Origin of the sequence: Paractinoplanes deccanensis (assembly GCF_016862115.1) — a bacterium.
Taxonomy (GTDB): Bacteria; Actinomycetota; Actinomycetes; order Mycobacteriales; family Micromonosporaceae; genus Actinoplanes; species Actinoplanes deccanensis.
In genome coordinates this window covers 34,262-57,782 of sequence record NZ_BOMI01000117.1, presented here as the reverse complement: position 1 = coordinate 57,782, position 23,521 = coordinate 34,262, and the positions used below count along the sequence as shown (strand labels likewise).

Annotated in this window: 18 protein-coding genes; 12 read left to right on the top strand and 6 right to left on the bottom strand. The window is 71.0% G+C overall.

The window, feature by feature from the left end:
* Positions 1-44: 44 nt before the first annotated feature.
* The 3 genes from rfbA (at position 45) to Ade02nite_RS29750 (ending at position 3,332) form a co-directional block, all read left to right on the top strand.
* Positions 45-920, top strand: coding sequence for a glucose-1-phosphate thymidylyltransferase RfbA (rfbA, locus tag Ade02nite_RS29760; protein ID WP_203771145.1), 876 nt, complete (start codon positions 45-47; stop codon positions 918-920).
* Positions 917-1,525: a dTDP-4-dehydrorhamnose 3,5-epimerase family protein gene (locus tag Ade02nite_RS29755; RefSeq protein WP_203771143.1), complete on the top strand. Its 609-nt coding sequence runs from the start codon at positions 917-919 to the stop codon at positions 1,523-1,525. Before rfbA ends, Ade02nite_RS29755 begins: the two co-directional genes overlap by 4 nt.
* Before the next feature lie 328 nt (positions 1,526-1,853).
* Positions 1,854-3,332 (top strand): sugar transferase, encoded by a 1,479-nt coding sequence (locus Ade02nite_RS29750; RefSeq protein WP_239169163.1) that lies wholly within the window; start codon positions 1,854-1,856, stop codon positions 3,330-3,332.
* A gap of 63 nt (positions 3,333-3,395) precedes the next feature.
* On the opposite strand, the gene Ade02nite_RS29745 is transcribed toward Ade02nite_RS29750, so the two are convergent.
* Together Ade02nite_RS29745 and Ade02nite_RS29740 are read right to left on the bottom strand one after the other, a co-directional pair.
* Complete coding sequence (locus tag Ade02nite_RS29745; RefSeq protein ID WP_203771138.1) at positions 3,396-4,373, bottom strand: glycosyltransferase family 2 protein; 978 nt, start codon at positions 4,371-4,373, stop codon at positions 3,396-3,398.
* Positions 4,370-5,182: a WecB/TagA/CpsF family glycosyltransferase gene (locus Ade02nite_RS29740; protein ID WP_203771136.1), complete on the bottom strand. Its 813-nt coding sequence runs from the start codon at positions 5,180-5,182 to the stop codon at positions 4,370-4,372. The genes Ade02nite_RS29745 and Ade02nite_RS29740 overlap by 4 nt, the downstream gene beginning before the upstream one ends.
* Here Ade02nite_RS29740 and Ade02nite_RS29735 point away from each other — a divergent pair.
* The 9 genes from Ade02nite_RS29735 (at position 5,181) to Ade02nite_RS29695 (ending at position 18,714) form a co-directional block, all read left to right on the top strand.
* Complete coding sequence (locus Ade02nite_RS29735; protein ID WP_438872776.1) at positions 5,181-6,209, top strand: glycosyltransferase family 2 protein; 1,029 nt, start codon at positions 5,181-5,183, stop codon at positions 6,207-6,209. The two genes, Ade02nite_RS29740 and Ade02nite_RS29735, sit on opposite strands and share 2 nt — an antisense overlap.
* 26 nt (positions 6,210-6,235) lie before the next feature.
* The gene (locus tag Ade02nite_RS29730; protein ID WP_203771132.1) at positions 6,236-8,074 is read left to right on the top strand and encodes a DUF4082 domain-containing protein; all 1,839 of its coding nucleotides are present in this window, start codon (positions 6,236-6,238) and stop codon (positions 8,072-8,074) included.
* A gap of 145 nt (positions 8,075-8,219) precedes the next feature.
* Positions 8,220-9,119 carry a GumC domain-containing protein gene (locus Ade02nite_RS29725; protein ID WP_203771130.1) on the top strand — a complete coding sequence of 300 codons (900 nt, stop codon included), beginning with the start codon at positions 8,220-8,222 and terminating at the stop codon, positions 9,117-9,119.
* Positions 9,116-10,522, top strand: coding sequence for an O-antigen ligase family protein (locus tag Ade02nite_RS29720; RefSeq protein WP_203771127.1), 1,407 nt, complete (start codon positions 9,116-9,118; stop codon positions 10,520-10,522). Before Ade02nite_RS29725 ends, Ade02nite_RS29720 begins: the two co-directional genes overlap by 4 nt.
* A gap of 141 nt (positions 10,523-10,663) precedes the next feature.
* Positions 10,664-14,449 carry a DUF4082 domain-containing protein gene (locus tag Ade02nite_RS29715; protein WP_203771125.1) on the top strand — a complete coding sequence of 1,262 codons (3,786 nt, stop codon included), beginning with the start codon at positions 10,664-10,666 and terminating at the stop codon, positions 14,447-14,449.
* Between the two features lie 121 nt (positions 14,450-14,570).
* Positions 14,571-15,650: a glycosyltransferase family 2 protein gene (locus Ade02nite_RS29710; RefSeq protein WP_203771123.1), complete on the top strand. Its 1,080-nt coding sequence runs from the start codon at positions 14,571-14,573 to the stop codon at positions 15,648-15,650.
* Complete coding sequence (locus Ade02nite_RS29705) at positions 15,647-16,633, top strand: ABC transporter ATP-binding protein (RefSeq protein ID WP_203771121.1); 987 nt, start codon at positions 15,647-15,649, stop codon at positions 16,631-16,633. The genes Ade02nite_RS29710 and Ade02nite_RS29705 overlap by 4 nt, the downstream gene beginning before the upstream one ends.
* Positions 16,630-17,454 (top strand): ABC transporter permease, encoded by an 825-nt coding sequence (locus Ade02nite_RS29700; protein WP_203771119.1) that lies wholly within the window; start codon positions 16,630-16,632, stop codon positions 17,452-17,454. Before Ade02nite_RS29705 ends, Ade02nite_RS29700 begins: the two co-directional genes overlap by 4 nt.
* Before the next feature lie 27 nt (positions 17,455-17,481).
* Positions 17,482-18,714 carry a rhamnosyltransferase WsaF family glycosyltransferase gene (locus tag Ade02nite_RS29695; protein WP_203771117.1) on the top strand — a complete coding sequence of 411 codons (1,233 nt, stop codon included), beginning with the start codon at positions 17,482-17,484 and terminating at the stop codon, positions 18,712-18,714.
* A gap of 387 nt (positions 18,715-19,101) precedes the next feature.
* Here Ade02nite_RS29695 and Ade02nite_RS29690 read toward each other — a convergent pair whose 3' ends face one another.
* Genes Ade02nite_RS29690 through Ade02nite_RS29675 form a run of 4 tightly spaced genes read right to left on the bottom strand, consistent with a single transcriptional unit; the run spans position 19,102 to position 23,519 of the window.
* Positions 19,102-20,139 (bottom strand): glycosyltransferase family 4 protein, encoded by a 1,038-nt coding sequence (locus tag Ade02nite_RS29690; RefSeq protein ID WP_203771115.1) that lies wholly within the window; start codon positions 20,137-20,139, stop codon positions 19,102-19,104.
* Positions 20,140-20,156: 17 nt separating this feature from the next.
* Positions 20,157-21,182, bottom strand: coding sequence for a TolB family protein (locus Ade02nite_RS29685; protein WP_203771113.1), 1,026 nt, complete (start codon positions 21,180-21,182; stop codon positions 20,157-20,159).
* The gene (locus Ade02nite_RS29680) at positions 21,179-22,429 is read right to left on the bottom strand and encodes an MFS transporter (RefSeq protein WP_203771111.1); all 1,251 of its coding nucleotides are present in this window, start codon (positions 22,427-22,429) and stop codon (positions 21,179-21,181) included. Before Ade02nite_RS29680 ends, Ade02nite_RS29685 begins: the two co-directional genes overlap by 4 nt.
* Position 22,430: 1 nt before the next feature.
* Entirely contained in the window at positions 22,431-23,519 is a 1,089-nt protein-coding gene (locus Ade02nite_RS29675; RefSeq protein ID WP_203771109.1) for a DegT/DnrJ/EryC1/StrS family aminotransferase, read from the bottom strand.
* Positions 23,520-23,521: the final 2 nt, after the last annotated feature.

Below are 23,521 nucleotides of genomic sequence, written 5' to 3'. Positions count from 1 at the left end.
CTGGCGAGTGTAGACGTGCACCGCACTCTGCGTAACCTGCGCGAGTGCGAGGAATTCTGCTCGCCGGGGGAACCGGCTCACGTCTCTGGCCCATCACCATGGCCATGTCCAAGCAACTCATGCCCATCTTCGACAAGCCGATGGTCTACTACCCGCTGACCACCCTGGTGTCGGCGGGCATCCGCGAGATCCTGGTCATCACGACCCCGGAGGATCAGCCGCACTTCGAGCGCCTGCTCGGCGACGGCTCGCAGTTCGGCCTGGAGTTGTCGTACGCGGTGCAGCCGCGCCCGGAGGGCATCGCCCAGGCGTTCCGGATCGGGGCCGATTTCATCGGCGACGACCCGGTGGCCCTGATCCTGGGCGACAACATCTTCCACGGGGTGGGACTGGGCCGGCAGCTGGCCCGGTTCGCCGACCCGCAGGGCGGCCGCGTCTTCGCCTACCCGGTGGCCGACCCCGAGCGCTACGGCGTGGTCGAGTTCGACGACTCCGGCACGGTCCTCTCCATCGAGGAGAAGCCCGCCAAGCCCAAGTCCACGTACGTGGTGCCGGGTTTGTACTTCTACGACGCCGATGTGGTGCGGGTCGCCGAGAAACTCGTGCCGAGCGCGCGCGGCGAGCTGGAGATCACCGCCGTGAACGAGGAGTATCTGCGCCAGGGCCGCCTGGAGGTGACGGTGCTCGATCGGGGCACGGTGTGGCTCGACACGGGCACGTTCCAGTCGATGGTGCAGGCCTCGGAGTACGTCCGCGTCATCGAGGAGCGGCAGGGCCTCAAAATCGGCTGCGTCGAGGAGGCCGCGTGGCGCCTCGGCTTCATCTCCGACGGGCAGCTCCGTGCGCTCGCCCAGCCCCTTCTCAAGAGCGGCTACGGCCAGTACCTTGAACGCCTGCTGGACATGGGAGGTCCCCGGTGAAGATCCGCCCGCTGAGCATCGAGGGCGCGTGGGAGATCACCCCCGTGCAGCACGGCGACGAGCGCGGCACCTTCCTGGAGTGGTACCGCTTCGACCGGCTCGCCGAGGCGGTCGGCCATCCGCTCGATCTGCGCCAGGCCAACCTGTCCACGTCCGCCCGCGACGTCGTGCGCGGCATCCACTTCGCCGACGTCCCGCCGGGGCAGGCGAAGTACGTGACGTGCGTGTCGGGCTCGGTTCTCGACGTGGTCGTCGACATCCGGGTCGGCTCGCCCACGTTCGGCGCCTGGGAGGCCGTGCCGCTCGACGACGCGGACCGCCGGGCCGTCTATCTCGCCGAGGGGCTGGGGCACGCCTTCTGCGCGCTGAGCGAGGGCGCCACTGTCGCGTACCTCTGCTCGGAGACCTACCGGCCGGGCCACGAGCACGGCGTGACGCCGCTCGACCCCGAGCTCGCCATCGACTGGCCGGCCGGGGCGGTGCTGCTCTCCCCCAAGGACGAGGCGGCGCCGACGCTGGCCGAGGCGCGCGCCTCGGGGCTCCTGCCGCGATACGACGAGTGCCGCGAATACACCGAGGGGCTGCGTCGGGTTCAAGACATTTAGCCATCCGCATCGGACGATTGACGGCGGGTTCTTCAGTTGGTATGGGGCAAGCAATTCGCCGACGGTCTGCGCGGATGAAAGCGGAGAACCGAGGAAAGTCCGGTGTGACCACTTTGGACACGTTTTCTTCCTCGCCATCATCCGAATCGCCGACGGACTCATACGGAAAGGCGTAGCGCGAACGGCCAACCGTTCAGCAGTCTTTTCAGTGCGTGTTCGGCGAGTTACTCGGGGTGGCACGAATCCGGCATGTCCGGTTCCGCCGACTCGCCGGGATCCTAGAGACGAAAGTCGATGACGGAGGCTTCGAGTGCAGACAGTCGATTCAGTGTCGACCGTTGACCTCAGCGAGAGAACTGTCCAGCTCAAGGCAGGTCTGCGGGCCCCAAGCGCACGGGCCGGATGGCAGAGCCGGTACGTCCTCTCACTCTACGCGGTCGACTTCGTCGTGGCGCTCGCCGCCTCGTCGTCCGCCCTGCTCCTGCGCTTCGGCGCGCCCAACCGCGAGCCGTTCGTGCGCGATTATTTGTTGCTGACTTGTCTCATTCCTATTGCGTGGCTGGCCTGCCTCGCACTCAACCGCGCGTATGAGCCACGTCACTTGTTCGTCGGAACGGACGAGTACGCTCGGGTATTCCGCGCCGGATTGGCTCTCACCGCTGGTCTCGCCATTGTTTCGTTCAGCTTCGACCTGCGTTTGGCCCGCGGTTACATCATTATCGCGACCCCGCTGGCGATCGCCGTGACGTTGATCGGGCGATACGCCGTCCGGCAGCATTTGCACCGCTCGTGGGCCCGCGGCCAGCGCCTGCACCGGGTCATCCTGGTCGGCCATGAACGGGCGGTCGCCGACATGACGCGGCGGCTCGGGCGCGAGCGCTATCACGGCCTCGACGTCATCGGCGCCTGCCTGCCGCCGGGCCCCAGCCGGGGTGGCTTCGTGCTCGGACTCCCGCCCGTCTACGGCACGTTCGACGGAGTGGCGGCGGCGGTCGCCCGGTCCGACGCGGACACCGTGGTGGTGCTCTCCTGCCCCGAGATCGACGGGCCCGCCCTGCGGCGCCTCGCCTGGCAGCTGGAACGCGACGAGGTCGACCTCATCGTGGCGAGCACCCTCGTCGACGTCGCCGGCGACCGCACGACCATCCGCCCGGTCGACGGCCTGCCGATGCTCCACGTCGAGCATCCGCGCCTCAAGGGCAGCGCGCGCCTCGTGAAGGCCGCTTTCGACCGCGTCGGCGCCTTCGTTCTGCTGCTCCTCGCCTCGCCCGTGCTCGCGGTCGTGGCGGCGATGGTCGCCTTCGGCCCGGGTGGCCGCGGGCCCGCCATCTTCCGGCAGGAGCGCGTCGGCAAGGACGGCCGGCTGTTCACTCTCTACAAGTTCCGCACCATGGTGGTGAACGCCGAAGCACGCCTCATCGAGCTTCGCAATCTCAACGACACCGACGGCGAGCTCTTCAAGATGCGCAAGGATCCGCGCGTCACGCCCGTCGGCCGCTGGCTGCGCCGCTTCTCCCTCGACGAGCTGCCCCAGCTGGTGAACGTGCTGAAGGGCGACATGTCCCTGGTCGGCCCGCGCCCGCCGCTCGCCAAGGAGGTCGCCGGATATCCGTCCGACATGCTCCGCCGCCTCGTCGTCAAGCCGGGCCTGACCGGCCTGTGGCAGGTCTCCGGCCGGTCGGACCTGTCGTGGGAGGAGTCGATCCGCCTCGACCTGACGTACGTCGAGAACTGGTCGCTCGCCATGGACCTGACGATCCTGGCCCGCACGGTCAGCGCCGTGGTGCGCAGCTCCGGCGCCTACTGACACCGGGAAACCTCAGGCTCGGCCGGGATGTCCCGGCCGAGCCTGAAGTCGTGTGTGCCCGCCTCACATCGGCGTGGGCGTCTCCTCGAGCAGAGCGCTGCGCGGCGGACGGGGTTCGTCCACCTCGGGCCAGCCCGCTCGCCAGGTGTGACGCTCGCGCCACACGGCCGTCCAGTCGACGCCGCGCGAGCGGTCGCGCCCGAGCACGGCGCCACCGACGGCGCGCAGGCCCACGCCGGCGGCCATCAGGGTCAGCGCCAGCCGCGCGCGGCCCGGGGACCAGTGCCGGCGAACGTACGTGGCCTTGCCCCGCAGAATCTTGATGCGCTGGCCCTCGGAGCTGGACGACGCGCCGCCGACGTGGATGACGGCGGCACCGGGCACCACGACCGGGCTGGCGCCCAGCGCCGCGGCGCGAGTGCACAGGTCGATGTCGTCGCTGTAGAGGAAGTAGATCGGGTCGAAGCCGCCGAGACGGTCGAAGAGTTCGCGCTCGACGAGCATGCAGCAGCCCGAGACGGCCGGGACCTCGCGGACGGTCCTGCGGTCGTACCCCGGGAGATCCTCGGGCGCGAACCAGCCGATCTTCGAGCCCAGCCCGGTGGCGAAGCCGACGTACCCGCGCAGGCTGGGCAGGCCCCAGCAGCAGTACATGTCGTCGGTGCCGTCCGCGTGCAGGGTGCGGCCGGTGTAGATGCCGTGCCGCGGATGGGCCCGCGCGAAACGGAACAGCTCGGCGACCGGGTGCCCCACCGGGGCCGTGTCGGGATTGAGCAGCAGCACGTAGCGGCCCGAACTGGCCACCACGCCCCGGTTGACGCCCCGGCCCCAGCCCACGTTGACCGGCACGCGCACGAGCCGGACCTCGGGGAACTCCGCGGCGATCGCGTCGGCCGACCCGTCGCTGGAGGCGTTGTCCACGACCGTGACGTCAAAGCTCACGTCCTCGGTGCGGCTGTCGAGGAGCCCGCGCAGGCAGCGCCGGGTGAGCTCGCTCGTGTTGTACGAGACGACGACGACGGAGACGTCGGGACGGGTCATCGAGCGGTTCCCTTGCGGAGACGGTCGCGGGCGCTGCCGGCGAGCAGACGGACGGCGAACGGGGCGTCGTCGACGAGATAACGGCGCATCAGCCGCCGCGGTTCGAGGTACAGCCGGTGCACCCACTCCAGCCCGCCGCGCTGCATCCAGACGGGCGCCCGGGAATGCACGCCGGCGACGAAGCCGATGGCCGCGCCGCAGCCCATGAACCAGGTCCGCGGCAGCCGCGGGCGCAGCTTCTCGATGACCCGCTCCTGCTTGGGGAAGCCGAAGCCCACGAAGACGAGGTCCGGCGCGGCGCCGACGACCTCGTCGCACACCTCGGCGTACTCCTCGGGACGGGTGTCGAAGCCGAACGACGGGCTGAGGTGGCCGGCGAGCTTGAGATCGGGGAAGCGCTCGCGGAGCACCGCGTCGGCGCGCTCCGCCGTGCCGGGCTCGCCGCCGAGCAGATACACCGATCGGCCCGCCGCACCCATCGCCGCGGACAGGCTCCAGATCAGATCCGACCCGGGCACCCGGGCGGGCAGGGCATTTCCGGCTATACGCGACGCCCAGATGAGAGGTTTGCCATCGGCGACGACAATCTCGGATGCCGCCAGATGTCCCCTCAGATCGGGATCTCGCCGCACTCGATGCAAAATGTCCACATTGGGGGTGATGATTTGTCCGCCTCGCCCGGCGGACAACTCCGCCACAACGCGTCCTACCACCTCTTGTTCACTCAACGGATCAAACTGGACACCCGCGAGCGTAACGGGCTTCTGTTGCAGGACAACGGCTTCGGGCGTACTGCGAGACACCTGCATGGTGAGGAAGCTACCGAGCGAAGACTCTGTGGACAGAGGGACGAACGGCCCCAACGATTGTCGAGTACGCGATAGCAAGTCGTCCATTCGTCCGGTTGCTGCGAGCATCGCCGGCCGGAAGCATCACGGTGTGCGAATTAGCGTCATCATGCCCGCTTTCAACGAGGAAGCCGGTATAGGCACCACCTTGCGGGCATTGACCGAGAACACCCCGGAGGACGTCGAAATCATCGTCGCGGCCAACGGGTGCACCGACCGGACGGCCGAGGTCGCCCGGTCGTTCGGGGTTCGCGTCGTCGAGATCGCCACCCCGTCCAAGACCGCGGCCCTCAACGCCGCCGACGAGGTCGCCACCGGCGACGTCCGCGTCTACCTGGACGCCGACGTGCCGGCCGACGCAGCGCTGCTGCAGCGCCTGGCCGACGCCGTGGCGCAGCCCGGCACCGAGGCGGCCGTGCCGCGGCCGGCCGTCGACACCTCGGCGAGCAGCTGGCCGGTGCGCGCCTTCTACGCGGTCAACCGCCGCCTCCCCGTCTTCCGCGGCCGCCTGTTCGGGCGGGGCATCATCGCCGTTTCCGCCTCGGCCCGCTCGCGGTTCGCCCGCTTCCCCGACATCACCGCCGACGACATGTTCCTCGACGCGATCGTCTCGGCCTCCGAGAAGGCCGAGATCGACGTCCGGGTCCGGGTGGTCGCCCCGCGTACCGGACGGGACCTGGTACGCCGCGTCGCCCGGGCCCGTGACGGCAACGCCGAGTTCGAGCGCTACATCGCGGCCAACCCGGACGGCATCGCCGCCCCCGCCGAGACCGACTCGACATCCTGGCTGCGCGACGTGGTTCTCCGCCGCCCGTGGCTGGCGCCGTCGGCCGCCGTCTACGTCGCGGTGGTGCTGCTGGCCGAGCGCAAGCGCCGGTCGGCCTCGTGGGACGTCCGCTCGGGCTGGGGGCGCGTCCCGTCGCCGCGCCGGTCGCCGGAGAACCCGGCACACGACGACCTGCTCCAGTCCGGTGAGCGCGCGCGGTAGCGCTCCGTCCGAGAGGTTCAACGCCCGTGTCAACCCGCAAGACGAAGCGGTGGCGCCTGATCGGCGCCGTCGTCGCAGCCGTCGTCGTTCCCGCCGCGGCCACGACGCTCGTCGCCCTGCAACTGGCCGAGCGTGACCCGGCGGCGCGCAACACGGCCGGTGGCGTCCCGGGGCAGCGGTTCTCGTTCTCCTTCTTCGGCACACGGGACGTGTCGCAGGTGGGCACCGATCCCGACGACCGGCCGGTCGAGGTGGGGCTGCGCTTCACCTCGCGGGTGGACGGCAGTGTCGACGCGATCCGCTTCCTGCGCGCCGACGGCGACACCCTCGCCCATCCGGTCACCCTGTGGACGGGGGCCGGCAAGAAGCTCGCCGGCGCGGTCTCTCCCGAGAACGCCTCCCCCGGCTGGCAGTCGGTGCCGCTGCCGGCGCCGGTGCCGGTCGAGGCGGGCCAGGAGTACGTGGTCTCCTACCAGACCAAGCGCTACAAGGCCAGCACGGACTTCTTCGAGGAGCCGGCGTACGCCGGCCCGCTCAGCACGGTGGGCTCCGGGGTGTACGCCTACGGCGGCGGTTCCTTCCCCAACAAACCCAGCAAGTCGGGCAACTATTGGGTCGACGTCGTGTTCAGCTCACCCTCGGCGCCGGTGCTCGCCGACGGCATGACGGCCGGCCCCGCGCAGGCTCGGGTGCCGTGGGAGGGCGGGCCGGGCTACTACAAGCGGTTCACCGCGGCCGCTTCGGGCGGCTGGTCCGATCCGTCCTTCTTCCCGATCGCCGTCTGGTACGAGGGGACCTACGCGCAGCCCGAGATCGACCTGGACAAGGCTGCCGGCCTCAACACGTACATGGAGCTGACCGAGGGCTCGAACCTGCCGCTCATCCGCGAGAACGGCATGCACGCCATGATCAGCGGAGAGCTGCCCGGTTACGGAGCGGAGTCCGCCGGGTGGCTCCTGCCGGACGAGGTGGACATGTGGGGCGGCACCGGCAAGGGGACGTGGACCGGCAAATACCCCGGCCAGGGCGAGATCTGCGCTCCCAAGAGCGACGGCTGCGGCCACGACATCCTGCGCACCATGGACGCGAAGCTTCCCTCGGGCGATGGCCGCATGCGGCACGCGAACTTCGGCAAGGGCGTCGTCTTCTGGCAGTCCGACACGGACGCGGCCGCCTTCGTCAACGAGTACACCGACGTGACGTCGGCGGACCTCTACTGGTACACGGACCCGAACATCTGCGGCTCGGCGTCGGAGGGACCGCGGCTCGGCGTCAAGCCGGACCAGTGCCGCCGCGCCGCCAACTACGGCCTCACGATGGACCGGATGCGTGAGCTGGACGCCGCCGACGGCCGGCGCCAGCCCATCTACGCCTTCGTCGAGGTGGGACACCCGGCCAAGGAGGACGCGGCACCCACCATCACCGGCGACCAGGTCGCCGGCGCCGTGATGAACTCGCTGATCCACGAGGCGCGCGGCGTCATCTACTTCAACCACAGCTTCGGTGGCTCCTGCGAGTCGCAACACGTGCTGCGCGACTGCGGCAAGGACACGACGCGGCCGAAGGTGACCGAGACGAACACGCGCATCAGGGAACTCGCTCCCGTGCTCAACACTCAGTCGTACCAGTGGGTCTTCAACCCCGACCTCGACACCATGCTCAAGGAGCACGACAACCAGATGTACGTCTTCGCCATGCCCGGCCGCACCGGCGGCACCGGGGCTCAGGGACTGACGCTGCCCGCCACCTCGGCGACCACCGCCGAGGTGCTCTTCGAGAACCGCTCGGTGCCCATCATCAACGGCGTCATCACCGACCGGTTCGCCGAGGAGTACTCCTACCACGTCTATCGGATCGCCAAGTGACTGTCGCATCGCCGACCGTGCTTCGCGCCATGACCGGGCTGACCTCGACCGGGCTGGACGGAGTCGGCTCGTACGTTCGGCCACCCTGCTTGCCAGCCGGCATCGCCGCTGTGGAGACTGAGACCGACCGGCCGACCGCGGCCTCATGGAGAGGGCACCAGTGGACTTCTGGGATCTGACGAAGCTGTTGTTCCGGCGCTGGTGGGTGTCGGTTCCACTGCTGTCGGTCACCCTGGCCGGCACCGTCGCCGCGGCCATGCTCATCGAGCCCGACTACGTTGCCACCAGCTACGTCCAGCTCATCCCGCCGTCGACCTCGATCCGGGAACCGGAGAGCAAGGGCAAGGTCAAGATCGTCCGCAACCCGTGGCTCGACACCGGCCTCAACTCGCTGGCGAAGGCGTCGCTGCTGACTGTTCAGGATGCGAAGGTCGCCGAGCAGCTCGACGCGGTCGGCTTCAGCCAGAACTACACCATCACGCTCGACAACCAGCTGCCCATCCTCACCTTCGAGGTGGTCGGCGTCAGCCGCGACCAGGCCAGCAAGACGACCGACGAGCTGGTCAAGCGGTTCGAGGCCTCCAACCTCGCCCTCCAGAAGGAGTTCAACGCTCCCAGCGAGCAGATGGTCTCCACCCGCCGGCTCGACATGGGCGACAACATCACGCTCTCCACGTCCAAGACGAAGCGCGCGCTGGTCGCCATCTTCGGCTCCGGACTGCTGATCGCGGTCGCCTCGACCGTGGCCGTCGACGCGATCCTGCGCCGCCGCCGCCGCAAGCAGACGACCGGCGACGAGACGCCCGCGGAGGAGCCGCAGGAGCGGCCGGGAGTTCCGGCGTCGTTCCGGATCCCGGCGCGGGCGGCCACGGGCGAGCGCCGTTCCGGCGACGTCACCCCGGCCGCCGTCCGCATCGCCCCGAACCTCGAGGAGACGGCTCGGTTGCAGCGGCCGGGCGAGGCCGGCGGTGACTCCGTCGGAGAGTCGACGATCGTGCTGCCCTCGTCCTGGGTCAAGCAGAACGGCCGGGCCAAGCCACGATGAGCACCCAGACGCTCCATCCACTGGATCTGGAGCCGTCGCTGCTGCACCCCCAGACCTACGCGACCCGCCGCTTCGTCCGGGTGGACGCCGCGACCGTGCTCTGCGTGATGGTCGCGCTGTTGCTGGTCATCCCGGCCTGGTTGATCGTTCCGGGCATGACGGACATCGGCCGGCCAGGTCTCGTCGTGGGCCTCGTGCTGTGGTTCTGGTGGATGCTGGCGCGGCTCAACCCGCGCCTGGTCCTCGTGGGCCCGCAGCCGATCCGCTGGGCCGTGCTGGCGTACGGGCTGTCCCTCATCGTCTCGTACGCCGTGGGCTACCTGCGCGGGCTGACGGCGATGGAGGCGAACGGCGCCGACCGGGCGATGATCTTCGCCGGAGCCTTCACCGGCGTCATCCTGATGACCGCCGACGGCGTGCGCAACTGGGCCCGGCTGCGGCGGCTGCTGGCGGTGCTGGTGACCTGTGCCGCGTTCGTCGGGCTGGTGGCGATCATCCAGTTCGTCACCCGCGACGACATCACCCGCTACCTCTCGTTTCCCGGCCTCGAGGTCAAGGGCGTCGTCCCCGACTTCCAATACCGCGGCGCCGCGATCCGGGTGGCCAGCACCACGACCCACTACATCGAGCTCAGCATGGTGATGGTCACCGTGCTGCCGTTCGCGATCCACCTCGCGCGGTACGCGCAGACCTCGCGGATGCGCCAGGTCTACGCGTTCGCCGCGCTGCTGATCGCCGGAGCCATCCCGGCCACGGTCTCGCGCACCGGGTTCCTGGCGCTGGCCATCGTGCTGCTCTGCCTCACGCCGATGTGGACCTGGCGGTACCGATACAACATGATCGTGACCGCGGGGCTGCTGGTGGCCGCGGCGGTGGCGGCGAAACCGTCGCTGACCAGCACCGTGTTCGACATGTTCGCCTCGGCCGAGGAGGACTCGAGCATCACGGCGCGGACCGAGCGGTACGAGATGGTGGCCCACTACTTCAACCAGCGACCGTGGTTCGGCCGCGGCACCGGCACCTGGATCTATCCGATGTACCAGTACCTGGACAACCAGTGGTTGTCGCACGCCGTCAGCAACGGCCTGGTCGGCGTGGCCGCGCTCGCCGCGCTGCACATCACCGCCATCACCCTGGCCGTGCTGGCGTTGCGCCGGGCGACCCGGCCGGCCGACAAGGACATCTGCGCCGCGCTCGTCGCGACCCAGCTGGTGGCGGTCCTGGGCTCGGCGACGTTCGACTCGTTCGCCTTCACGACATACACCTGCCTTCTTGCGGTCATGGTCGGTTTGTGCGGGACGGTCTGGCGATTCACGCATCCCGCCCGAGCCGTGCGAACGGCCGTGGCGAGCGGCCTCGTCGACGAGGCCGCACTGGTCGGCGGTTCCACCGTCAAGAAATAGCCGAAGAGCTGACGGGTCTGTCCGGTCGGCGCCTCGGCGCATACACCGGGACGGTCCCTCCAGCGTGGACCCCTCGATACGATCCAGCCGAATGCCGCCGCGCGGCGACGGTGCCATGCAGAAAAGGTGGTGAATGGCCCGGTGTTGTCCACGCATGGGCATCTCGACAGGCGGTTCCGGACTCTCGGTGCCTCGCTCGTTGTCGGCGTCCTGACCGCTGTCGGCCTGTTCGTGCCGTCACTCGCCCGGGCCGCCGCCGATCCGTGCGCCCCGGCAGCCAACCCGATCGCCTGTGAGAACTCGAAGGAGGGCACCCCGGCCTCCGAGTGGGACATCAGCGGCGCGGGCGACGAGACCATCCAGGGTTTCGCCACCGAGGCGAGCGTGAACGTCGGGGAAACGGTGCACTTCAAGGTGAGCACCGACGCCACGGACTACGAGGTTCAGATCTATCGCCTCGGCTGGTACGGCGGTGACGGCGCCCGGCTGATCGACACCGTCGACCCCTCCGTACCGCTGCCGCAGCGCCAGGACGACGAGGACTGCCGGACCGACTCCTCAACCGAGATCTTCGACTGCGGGACCTGGGCGGTGTCCGCCTCGTGGGCGGTGCCCGCCACCGCGGTGTCCGGGGTCTACATCGCGCGGCTGGTGCGCGAGGACACCAAGGGCGACAGCCACATCCCGTTCGTCGTCCGCGACGACGGAAGCCACTCGGCGATGGTCTTCAAGACCTCGGACGCGACCTGGCAGGCGTACAACCTCTACGGCGGTTCCGACTTCTACGCCGGCCAGGCCAACGGCCGCGCGTACAAGCTCAGCTACAACCGGCCCTACGCGACCCGCGCGGGGGTGACCGCCCGCGACTTCCTCTTCGCGAACGAGTACCCGATGCTCCGCTTCCTGGAGCGCAACGGCTACGACCTGAGCTACACCACCGACGTCGACACCGACCGGCGCGGTGAGCTGCTCAGGAACCACCGCGTCTTCCTCTCCGTCGGCCACGACGAGTACTGGTCGGGCAAGGAACGGGCGAACGTCGAGGCGGCCCGCGACGCGGGCGTGAACCTGGCCTTCTTCAGCGGCAACGAGGTCTACTGGCGCACGCGCTGGGAAAACAGTCAGGACGGCAGCAACACCCCGTACCGGACCCTGGTCTCGTACAAGGAGACGTGGTCCAACGACGACATCGACCCGAGCAACGAGTGGACCGGCACCTGGCGCGATCCACGCTTCGAAGGGCCCGAGGCGGTCGGTGCGGCGCAACCGGAGAACGCGCTCACCGGCACGGCATACGTGTCGAACCACAACCAGCTGGCGCTCACCGTGCCCGCGAAGATGGCCGGATACCGCCTGTGGCGTGGCGCCGGCCTGTCCACGAGCACCTCGACGTCCTTCACCGAGGACACGGTCGGCTACGAGTCGGACGAGGACCTGGACAACGGCTTCCGTCCGGCGGGCCTGATCCGGCTCTCCGAGACCACCGGACCGACGCCGGAATACCTGCGCGACTGGGGCAACGAGGTCACGGAGGGCACGACCACTCACCACCTCACGCTCTACCGCGCCCCCAGCGGCGCCCTGGTCTTCTCGGCCGGCAGCATCCAGTACGCGTGGGGCCTCGACGACTATCACGACCCGCACGGTGACGACGGTCCCGACAAGCGCATGCAGCAGGCCACGGTCAACCTCTTCGCCGACATGAGCGTGCTGCCCGCGACGCTGATGTCCGGGCTGACTCCGGCGTCGCCCTCGACCGACACGACCGCTCCGACGACGGTCATCACGGCGCCGGCCGGTGGCAGCACGGTCGTCAACGGGGCGCAGGTCACCCTGACCGGCACGGCCGCCGACACCGGCGGTGGGCAGGTCGCCGGCGTCGAGGTCTCGACCGACGGCGGTGCCACCTGGCACCCGGCCACCGGCACCACCTCGTGGAGCTACACCTTCTACTCCAGCGGCATCGGCAGCCAGACCGTGGTCGCGCGGGCCGTCGACGACAGCGCGAACATCGGGCAGCCGGCCTCACGCCGGATCGTGCTCAACGGCCCGAGCACCATCTACGGCCGAGCCGTGCCGGCGCTGACCGCGATCGACGACACCCAGTCGACCGAGCTCGGCGTGCGGTTCACCCCGCAGACCGACGGCATGATCACCGGCGTTCGGTTCTACAAGGGCGCCGGCAACACGGGCACCCACACCGGAAGCCTGTGGACCGCGGACGGCATCCGCCGAGCCCACGCCACCTTCGAGAACGAGAGCGCCACCGGCTGGCAGCAGGTGCAGTTCGCCGAGCCCGTCGCGGTGCAGGCGGGCACCAGCTACGTCGCGTCGTACCGAGCCCCGAACGGGCACTACTCGGCCGACGTCTGGAAGCAGAGCTACGGCACGAAGAACGTCGCCCTGGCCGCGGATCCCTCCAGACCCGGCCACCGCAACGGCCTGTTCACCTACGGCACGGGCATGCCGGCCAACAGCTACCGCGATTCGAACTACTACGTCGACGTGACGTTCGTGCCGTCGTCGGCCACGCCGCCGTCGGTGGTGGCGGTCAGCCCCTTGAACGCGAGCATCGACGCGCCCGACACGGTCAAGCCCACGGTGTCGTTCAGCGAGACCGTCGTGACGTCCTCCCTGCAGTTCGCCCTCAAGGACGCCGACGGGGCGACGATCCCGGGGTCGGTGGCCTACAACGCCGCCACCCGCACGGCGACGTTCACCCCGGCCGCGCCGCTGCCCACCCCGGGCACGTACACGGCGACGGTGAACGCGTCGGACGTCGACGGCAACCCGCTGGCCGTGCCGTACACGTGGTCGTTCACCACCGACCCGGACGCGGCCATCGCCAAGCTCTTCGCCGGCAACGCCACGCCGGGGACCCCGTCGATCGACGACTCGTCGGCGGTCGAGCTCGGCGTCAAGTTCCGCCCCTCGGTCAGCGGCTCGGTGATCGGCGTGCGGTTCTACAAGGGTGCCGGCAACACCGGCACGCACGTCGGCAACCTCTGGAAGGCCGACGGCAGCCCGATGGCGAGCGCCACGTTCGCCGACGAGTCGGCCACCGGCTGGCAGACCGCGTACTTCGCCTCGCCGGTGACGGTGACCGCCGGCTCCACGTACGTGGCCTCCTATTTCGCGCCGAACGGGCACTACTCCGGCGACTCCGGCTACTTCGAGACCGACCTGACCAGCGGGCCGCTGACCGCGCCCGCGGGTGACAACGGCGTCTACGGGTACAACTCGTCGAGCACGTTCCCGGAGAACACGTACGGCCACACCAACTACTGGGTGGATCCGCTGTTCGTGGCCGAGGGCACGCCGATCCCGACCCGGACGCCGACACCGACGCCGACGGTCACCTCGCCGACGCCGACGACGACCACGCCGACGACCACCCCGCCCACGACCACGCCGCCGACCACCTCGCCGACGCCCACCCCGTCGGTCACCGCCGGGACGGCCACGTCGCTGTTCGCGGCCAACGCCGTGCCGGCCAACCCGAGCTGGAACGACGCCGGCGCCCTCGAGGTCGGTGTCAAGTTCCGCTCGGACGTGGCCGGGACGGTCACCGGCATCCGCTTCTACAAGGGCGCGCAGAACACCGGGCCGCACACGGCGACGCTGTGGTCGCCGACCGGCGCCCCGCGGGCGACCGCCACCTTCGGCAACGAATCGGCCTCCGGCTGGCAGACCGTGCTGTTCGACCAGCCGGTGACGATCGAGGCGAACACGACGTACACCGCGTCGTACCACACCACGGTCGGCTACTACGCCGTCGACGGGAACGGTCTCGCCGCGGGACTGGACAATTCGCCCCTGCATGTTCCGGCGGGAGGCGCGGTCTACCGGTACGGCGCGGGCGGCGAGGCACCGACCGCGGGCTCGAACCACAACTACTGGGTCGACGTCTTGTTCAGCGCCGAATAGCCCGGCCGTCCGATCTGGACCGCCGCCCGTATCGATTTCCCGACACGGGCGGCGGTTGTGACGGGCACAGCGCGTACGGAAGCCTGGTCAGCGATACGAAGAAAGGTGTCTGGGCATCGCCATGACGGTCAAAACACCTCCCCGGCCCCTGCGGTCGCGTCCACGAGTCTCGGTCGTCATCCCGTGTTACAACTACGGTCACTTCCTCGCCGACTGCCTGCGGACCGTGCTGGACCAGCCCGGCGTCGAGATGGACGTGCTCATCGTCGATGACGCCTCACCGGACGGCAGCGCGGCCGTCGCACGGCAGCTGGCCGAGGCCGACCCTCGCGTGCGGCTGCTCGCCCACGAGACCAACAAGGGCCACATCGCCACCTACAACGAGGGCCTCGCCGCGGCCGAGGGCGACTACGTGGTGCTCCTGTCGGCCGACGACGTCGTGGTGCCCGGCGCCCTGGCCCAGTCGGCAGCGCTGATGGAGCACAACCCGGGCGTCGGCATGGTCTACGGCTTCGCGCCGACCTTCGTCGACGTCCCGCGGCCGGCGCGCACCCAGGCTCGGTCCTGGACGGTGTGGGAGGGCGCCGACTGGCTGGCGAAAGTGAGCCGCCGCGGCGGCAACCCGATCGCCACCCCGGAGGTCATGCTGCGCACGTCGCTCATGCGTGAGCTCGGGGGCTACGACCCGCAACTGCCCCACTCGGCCGACTTCCTGCTGTGGCTGCGCGCCGCCGCCCGCGCGCAGGTCGGCCGGGTCAACGGTGCCGACCTCGCGTTCTACCGGGTGCACGGCGGCAACATGCACTCCTCGCAGTTCGCCGGTGTGCTCACCGATCTGTCCGAGCGATGGAAGGCCTTCGAGGCCTTCTTCGCCGGCGACGGCGCCCTGGTTCCCGGCTCGCCCGCGTTGCGGGCCGCCGCCGCCCGGGCAGTGGCCCGGGAGGCCCTCGTCACGGTGCGGCAGGCATACGAGAACGGCTCCCCCGCCGAGAACGCTGCCGAGCTCGTCGCGCTCGCCGAGCGGGTCGATCCGACGGTGCGCGAGACCCGGCTGTTCGCCCACTGCTCGCGGCTACCCGGCCGCAGCCGCGGGCCCCTGATCCCGGCGCCCGTGACGGCCGCCGTCGACAAAGCCATCTTCCACGCCCGCTGGCGCCGCTGGCGGCACACGGGAGTGCTCGGAGCAGTGAGGTCCCTGTGAGCGCGGTCATCGAACTGTCGCAGTTGTCCAAGGTCTACGAGCCGACACCCCGCTGGATGCGGGTCTTCGCACGCTCCCACCTCACCGAGAGCGTGCGCGCGCTGGACAGCGTGAACCTCGCGGTGCACGCGGGTGAGATCTGCGCGATCGTCGGCCCCAACGGCGCCGGCAAGACGACCATGTTCCGCATCCTGGTCGGCCTGACCACCGCCACCGGCGGCTCGGCAACGGTCATGGGCCTCGATGCGGAGCGCGACTCCGAGAGGATCCGGCAGATCGTCGGCTGGATGCCGGCCGAGGACCGGAGCCTGCTCATGCGGGCCACCTGCCGGGAGAACCTGCACATGCACGGCCGCCTGCAGGGCATGCCGGCCAAGCTGCTGGCCGAGCGCATCCCGTACGCGCTGGAGCAGGTGAACCTGGTGGCGCAGGCCGACTCCGTCGTGGCGGGCCTGTCCGCCGGCATGAAGGCACGGCTGCGGCTCGCCCGGGCGCTGCTGCCGGGCCCACGCGCGCTGATCCTCGACGAGCCGACCGGCGCTGTCGACCCGATCGCGGCGCACGGCCTGCTCGAGCTCATCACGGAGCTCGTCGAGCGCGAGCGGCTCGCCGTGCTCATCTCCTCGCACCGGCTCGAGGAGATCGAGGCCCTCCAGTCACACGCCCTGCTGATGGACCGCGGCCGGGTGAAGTACGACGGCGACCTGGAGGACCTGCGCCGCGAGTGGGACCACCCCGAGCTGGAGCTGGTCACCGCCGACCACGGCGCGGCCGCCACGATCGCCGACGACCTGCGCGCCCGCGGGCTCGACGTGGCCGTCGACGACCTCAGCGTGCGCTGCCGGCTCGGCGGCAAACACCGGGTCGGCGCGGTCCTCGCGGGGCTGGGCCCGCTCGCCGACTCCATCGAGCACGTACGCGAGATCCCGATGCCGCTGCGCGATCTGATCGCCCGCGTCTACACCACCGGAGGCAGCAAGTGACGGCCGTTTCGCTCATCCCGGAGCGGTCGTTCGGCCGCAAGGTGCTGGACACCCTGGCCGGCTACATCCGCATCGACCTGGTGGAGGAGCGGATGTTCCCGCTCTCCACCGTGATGCGCTATCTCGCCGTGGTGTTCCCTGTGCTCCTCTACTACTTCCAGGCCACGTTCCTCGGCGCCGGCGGCGACATCTTCGTGTTCATGCTGATCGGCACGGCGGTCATCGCCGGCCTCCAGGACGCGCTGACCGGCCTCACCAGCCGGCTCCAGTTCGCGCAGGAGCGTGGCACCCTCGAGACCTACCTCATCGAGCCGGTCCCCTGGGCGCTCATCCCGGTCGCGATGAACATCTGGCGCAGCGTGACCGGCGCGCTGCTCGCCTGCGTGATGATCGCGATCGGCTGGCTGCTCGGCGCGCCGATCGTCGCCTCCGGCATCCCGCTCGGGCTGGTCGGGCTCTTCCTCGGCATCGTGGCGTGCAACGCGCTGGGCACCTACGCCGCGGCGTTCCTGGTGCTGTTCAAGCGGGGCGAGCCGGTCGTGATGCTCTACGGTCTCGCGGCCTCCGTGGTCGGTGGCGCGCTGTTCCCGATCAGCGTGCTGCCCGACTGGATCCGGTGGGTCAGCTACCTGGTGCCTCACTTCTACGTGATCAGCGCCGAGCGGCAGCTCCTCATGGGCGAGCCGATTCCGGGCGAGCTGTCGGCACCGGTGCTGCTCGCCATCCTGGCCGGGTTCTGCGTCGTGGCGTTCACCTCCGGCATCTGGCTGTTCGACCGGGCGCTGCGCCTGGCGCGCAAACTCGGCATCCTCAGCATCTGACCCGCACGGGCGGAAGGGACGGCTCCGGTGAGCGGAGTGGGATTGATCAGCGCCGGTTCCGCGGCGGCCCGTTCGAGGGAGACGGTGCGGCTGCTGCGCAAGCACGGCGCGCGCGGCTTCGCCCAGCGGGTCGCCCGAGTGGCTTACCACAAGCTCGGCGCCTCGGCGCTGGACTTCCCGCTGCGGTACGACGACGTGGCGGACTCCCGGGGTCTCGAGCTCGCGGTGCCGGCGACCCGCCCGGCGCCCGGCACCCCGCTGGGAGTCGGGCGGATCTGCACGCCGCCCGGCGCGGGCTCCGGCGGCCACACCACCATGTTCCGCATGGTGGAGGCGCTCGAGGCGGCCGGGCACACCTGCGTGATCTACCTGTACGACGTCTTCGACGGCGAGCTCGAACGGCACACCGACGTGATCCGGGGCGCCTGGCCGGGAGTGCGGGCCGAGATCAGGTCGGTGGCCGCGGGCCTGGCTCCGCTCGACGCCTACGTGGCCACGGGCTGGCCGACCGCGCACGTGCTCGCGTCACGGTCCGAGGTGGCCACCCGGCGGCTCTATTTCATTCAGGACTTCGAGCCCTGGTTCTACCCTCAGGGCGCCGAATACGCGCTGGCCGAGGACACGTACCGGTTCGGGTTCCGGCCCATCACGGTGGGCCGGATGCTCGCCGACCTGCTGCACGACCAGTTCGGCGCCACCGCCGACGTCGCCGAGTTCGGCTGGGACGACGCGGTGTACCGCTGCACCGAGCCTTCGCCGCGCGAGGGCGTGGTCTTCTACGCCAAGCGCGACACGGCCCGGCGCGGTTTCGCGCTGGGCCTGCTGGCGCTTCGCGAGTTCCACCGGCGCCACCCCGACCAGGAGATCCACCTCTTCGGCGACCCGACGGTGCAGATGCCGTTCCCGGTGACCAACCACGGCCACCTCACGCCGGCGCAGCTCAGCGAGCTCTACAACCGGTGCGCGGCCGGGCTGGCCCTGTCGTTCACCAATGTCTCGTTGGTGCCGGACGAGATGCTGGCGTGCGGCGTGGTCCCGGTGACCGGCGAGTCCCGCTACGCCCGGGCGAGCCTCGACAACCCGCACGTGCGCTGGGCCCCGCCCACTCCGCTGGGCCTGGCCGACGCCCTCAGCGACGTGGTCACCGGCAAGGCCGCCGCACCGGCCGAGATCAGCGCCAGCGTGCGGCCGGTGGCCTGGGACAACGCCCAGCGCGCCACCGTGCGCGCCATCGAGGACGAGGTGTACGGCCCGCGTTAGCACCGCACCGGCACCGGTGGCTGGTGGCCCGTGCCCGGCCGGCCCCGTCGAGCGTCAGCCGGGCATGGTCTCTGCCGACGTAGAGGGCCGACGTCGAGGGCCGGCCGGCGGTGAAGCACAAGAAGGTCGCCCGGGTGACGCGCCGGCACCACCTGCGCGGGTTGCGGCTGCGCCGGCGGACGGTGACCACCATCGCCGATCACCTGCGCACCGAACCCGTCGTTGACGCCCTGCACCCCGCCGTCCGCACACGGGTCAGCCTGGTCGGAGCGATCTTCCACTCCGATCACGGAGCCCAAGGCGGCCGGGCTCCGTCAGTCGATGAGCAAGATCTGCGCCTGGCCGGCGGCCGGTCGGTGCGGCAGGTGCCGTTGCGGTGTCAGGAGCTCACAAGAGCGCCGCGAGATGGCCCGCCTGGACCTGGGTGCTGAATCGGCGCTCCACGTCGCGGCGGGCGGCGGCGCCCATCTCGGCCGCCCGCTGTGGGTCGGTCAGCAGGTCGCGGATCGCGGCGGCGAACGCGCTCACCTCGCCGGGCGGGACCAGCAGACCCGTGCTGCCGTGGGTGACGTAGTCGCGCATGCCCGGGGTGTCGCTGACGACCACCGGGCGGCCGCAGGCCATCGCCTCCAGGATCACCGAGATGCCGCTGACGTGGAGGTTGGGGCGCAGGGCCACCGCGACCACCGCACCGCGACCGTAGAGAGCGCGCATCTGCGGGTGGGTCAGGGCGGTGTGCCGGGCGCCGAGCTCGGCCGGGACCTCGATCGCCTGTCTCGTCGCCAGTTCGAGGCGGACGGCCGGGTCGGTGCGGCGCAGGGTGCCGACGGCCGCGACGAGGGCAGGGTGGTCGCGGTGCCGGTCGTTGCCGGCCCCGATCACCAGGCCGGGCTCCGGGTCGGTGGCCGCGGGGCGGAAGAAGTCGGTGTCGATGCCGAACGGCAGGTGCACCAGGTGCTTCTCGGGCACGCCGAAGTCGTCGCGCAGCACCGGCAACTGCGCCGAGGAGAGCGCCCACACCCGGTGCGCACGCCGCAGGGCGGAGCCGGCCAGGAGGCGGTGGGTGCGGCTGGTGCGCTGCTCGTCGGTCAGCCAGATCACGCCGGTGAGGACTTTCGGGCCGCGCGCGTTCCTCGCCGAGGGCACACCCACGCGCTCGTCCCAGCAGAGCACTGCGTCCGGGGCACCGGCCGAGGTGCGGGACTCGAGCCATTCGTACCGGCCGCCCAGGCCCCGCGCGAGACGGGCGACGCGCGGGTCGCCGGTGTACGCGGGCGCCGGCGTCACCCGGACCCCGTGCGCCGCCATGCGGTCCAGGCCGTACGGCCACGCGTCGGGGACCTCCCCGCGCTCGTGGCGACGGCGCCAGTCGTCGACGTCGACCCGGCCGCTGAGCCGGAACATCACCTCAGGTCGATCCTGCACGTTTCACTCCTTGACGGTCACCGGACGACGGCCGGTGACCACGCGTCCTGGACGAGCACCTGGGGGCTGCCGCCGCCGTCGGCCGGGACGCGCCAGACGTCGCTGGTGGCGGTCCCGTCGGCGGCCGTGCGCGGCACCCCGTAGACGACGGTGTCGTTGTCGAGCCACTCGACCTGGTCGTCGACGCTGCGGGTCTCCGACAGCAGCGTCTCCTTGCCGGTGCGCAGGTCGTAGACGGCGAGCCGCCAGCGCCCGGCGGACAGGTCCCCGTGCTTCTTGAAGCCGATCCTGGTGCCGTCCGGCGAGAGCGACGGGCACTCCACGTCGCCGCGCAGGGCCTTCACGGTGCGCTTGGCGAGGCTGCCCTCGACGAGCCAGGTCTTGCCACCGGACGATGCGGTCGCGTAGAAGCGGTCGTCGTCCGCGAAGGTGACACCCCACAGGTTCTTGTCCGCCGCGCCGACCACCTTGCCGTCGACGGTCAGCGTGAACTTCTCGATGTCGCCGACGACCTCGCCGTCGGTGCGGGTCACGACGGTCCGGGTGGAGAACTGGCCCGGGTTCGCGTAGGAGTCGCCGAAGACGAACGTCGTCGTGGCGACGAGCGAGCCGTCCCGGGACAGCCGAGCGCGGCTGGGCAGCCCGGTCAACGGCAGCTGCCGGGTCGGCTGCCACTCGCTGTCGAGCAGGCGAGCCTGATACGTGGTGACGATGCCGCGCTTGGCGGACAGGCAGATCGCGTCCACGGCCGTGGCGTAGACACGTTCGCACGAGGCGGACGTGACCGCCCGGGGCCCGCCGGGCGCGGACAACGGCACCACGGCGACCTTTCCGTACGTGTCGCCGAGCGCCGTGCTCCGGAAGACCAGGTGCGGCCGCGTCCGCAGCGCGCCGAGGTCGCCGGCCTGGGCCACGGGCGCGGCCTCGGCGCTCGCCCTGGCCTGGCTCTGGCGCACGTGCAGCACGTATCCCCCGGCACCGAGCAGGCCCCCGACGACAACCAGTGCCAGGAGCCCGAGGCGCAGCCGCAGCGTGGTGGTCACGCGGCGGCCTCGGCCCGGTCGATGCCGCGCAACAGCCAAGCCGCGACCGGCACCGCCGCGGCCAGCAGAACCGCGAAGAGCACCAGGGAGCGGCCGGGACCCTGCACGGCCCACAGGAGACCGAACAGCACGGACGAGGCAAACCGGGCGAGCGCCACGACGGTCTGGGCCGCCGCGATGCCGCTGCCCCGTGTCTCGGCGGACACCAGGCGGCTGATCAGGGCCGGAAGGACACCGTCGGTGGCGGCGTAGAACACGCCGAGCAGCAGCAGGACGCTCACGGTGAGCCCGATCCCGCCGGCCGGGAGCGCTGCCAGCAGGTAGCACGCCAGCAGCGCGCCGTGGCCGGCCACGAGCACGCGGCCCCGCCCCACCCGGTCCGACAGCCGGCCCAGCGGCACGGCGAGCGCGAGGTAGGCGATGTTCGTGCCCACGTACAGCAGGGGGAAGTATTGCGCCGCGATGTCGTCACGGTCCTGCAGCGACAGGTAGAGGAACCCGTCGCCGACGGTGAGCAGGCCGAGCACCGCAGCGGCGATGAGCGGCCGCCGCAGCCGGCGGCCGCCGATCTCGCGGAGGACGCGGCGCAGTCCGACCCGGACCGCCCCGGTCGACGTGCGCAGATTCGGCACGAAGAGGACCAGCACGGCCAGGCCGACCAGGGCCACCGCGAAGGACACCACGAAGATGGAGTCGTAGCTGCCGGGCACCGAGGCGAGGAGCGCGAACGCCACCACGGGGCCGAGCGCGGCGCCGACCGTGTCGAGCGCGCGGTGCACCCCGAACGACCGGCCCAGCATGCTCGGATCGGACGCCTCGGCGATGAGCGCGTCGCGTGGCGCCGTGCGCAGGCCCTTGCCGAGCCGGTCGCCGGTCACGACCGCCGTGATGGCGGCGAAGCCGGCGGCCGGCAGCATCAGGATGCGGCTGACCGCGGACGCGCCGTAGCCGAGCACCGCGACCCACTTGGGCTGGCCGCCGCGGTCGCCCGCGTAGCCGCCGGCGATGCGGACGACGGCGCTGACGCCCTGGTACATGCCGTCCAGGAAGCCGTACGCGACCGGGCTCAGACCGACCGCCGCGGTGAGGTACAGCGGCAGGACCGACGCCACCATCTCGGAGGAGACGTCGGTCAGCAGGCTGACGGTGCCGAGCAGCAGCACTGTCGTCGAGACGCGTTTGACGACGGTGCTGCCGGGGCCCGGTGCCTTGTCGGCGCCGGGCCGGTCGCGCAGGGAGACGTACATGTCAGGCGGCCAGCGCCGCGGCGAGGGCCTCGGCCACCCGGGCCTGCTGGGCGGGCGTGATCTGCGGATAGATCGGCAGGGACAGGATCTCGGGAGCCACCGTCTCGGCGTTCGGGAACGATCCGCCCAGGTGGGCGAAGGCGCCGGTCTTGTGCACCGGGATCGGGTAGTGGATGCCCGCGCCGACGCCGGCCGCGTTGAGGCGCTCGAGCACCGCGTCGCGGCGGCCGCCCGGCACCCGCACGCAGTAGATGTGCCAGACGTGCTCGTTGCCGTCGAGGGTCTCGGGGAGCACGACGTCGAGGTCGGCGAGCAGCTCGTGGTAGCGGGCCGCGGCGGCGCGCCGGCGGTCGTTCCAGTCGGCGAGGCGGGCCAGCTTGGCGCGGAGCACGACCGCCTGGAGGCCGTCGAGGCGGCTGTTCACGCCGATCAGGTCGTGGTGGTACTTGCGCAGGCCGCCGTGGCTGCCGAGGGTGCGGACGGTGGTGGCGAGCTCCTCGGTGTCGGTCACCACGGCGCCCGCGTCGCCGTACGCGCCGAGGTTCTTGCCGGGGTAGAAGCTGGTCGCGGCGATGCCGCCGGCGCCCGCGGCGCGGCCGTGGCGGGTCGCGCCCTGGCACTGGGCGGCGTCCTCGACGATGGCGACGCCGGCCTCGGCGAGGCGCTCGACCTCGGCCATCTGGCCGTAGAGGTGCACGGGCGCGATGGCCTTGGTGGCCGGGGTGACGGCCGCGAGGGCGGCCTCGGTGTCGATCAGGTAGGTGCGGGGGTCGCAGTCGACGAGCACGACCTTCGCGCCGCAGCGGGCGACCGCCTCGGCCGTGGCGATGAAGGTGTTCGCCGGCAGGATGACCTCGGTGCCGGGGCCGACGCCGACGGCGCGCAGGGCGAGCTCGAGCGCGTCGGTGCCGTTGGCCACGCCGACGCAGTGCGCCAGGCCGGAGAAGGCGGCGTACTCCTGCTCGAACGCGGCCACCTCGGCGCCGCCGACGAACGCGGTCTCGGCGATGACGCGCTTGAAGCCGGCCTCGACCTCCTCGGCCACCTCGGCGTGGGCGGCGGCGAGGTCGACGAGCGGGATCCGGGACATGC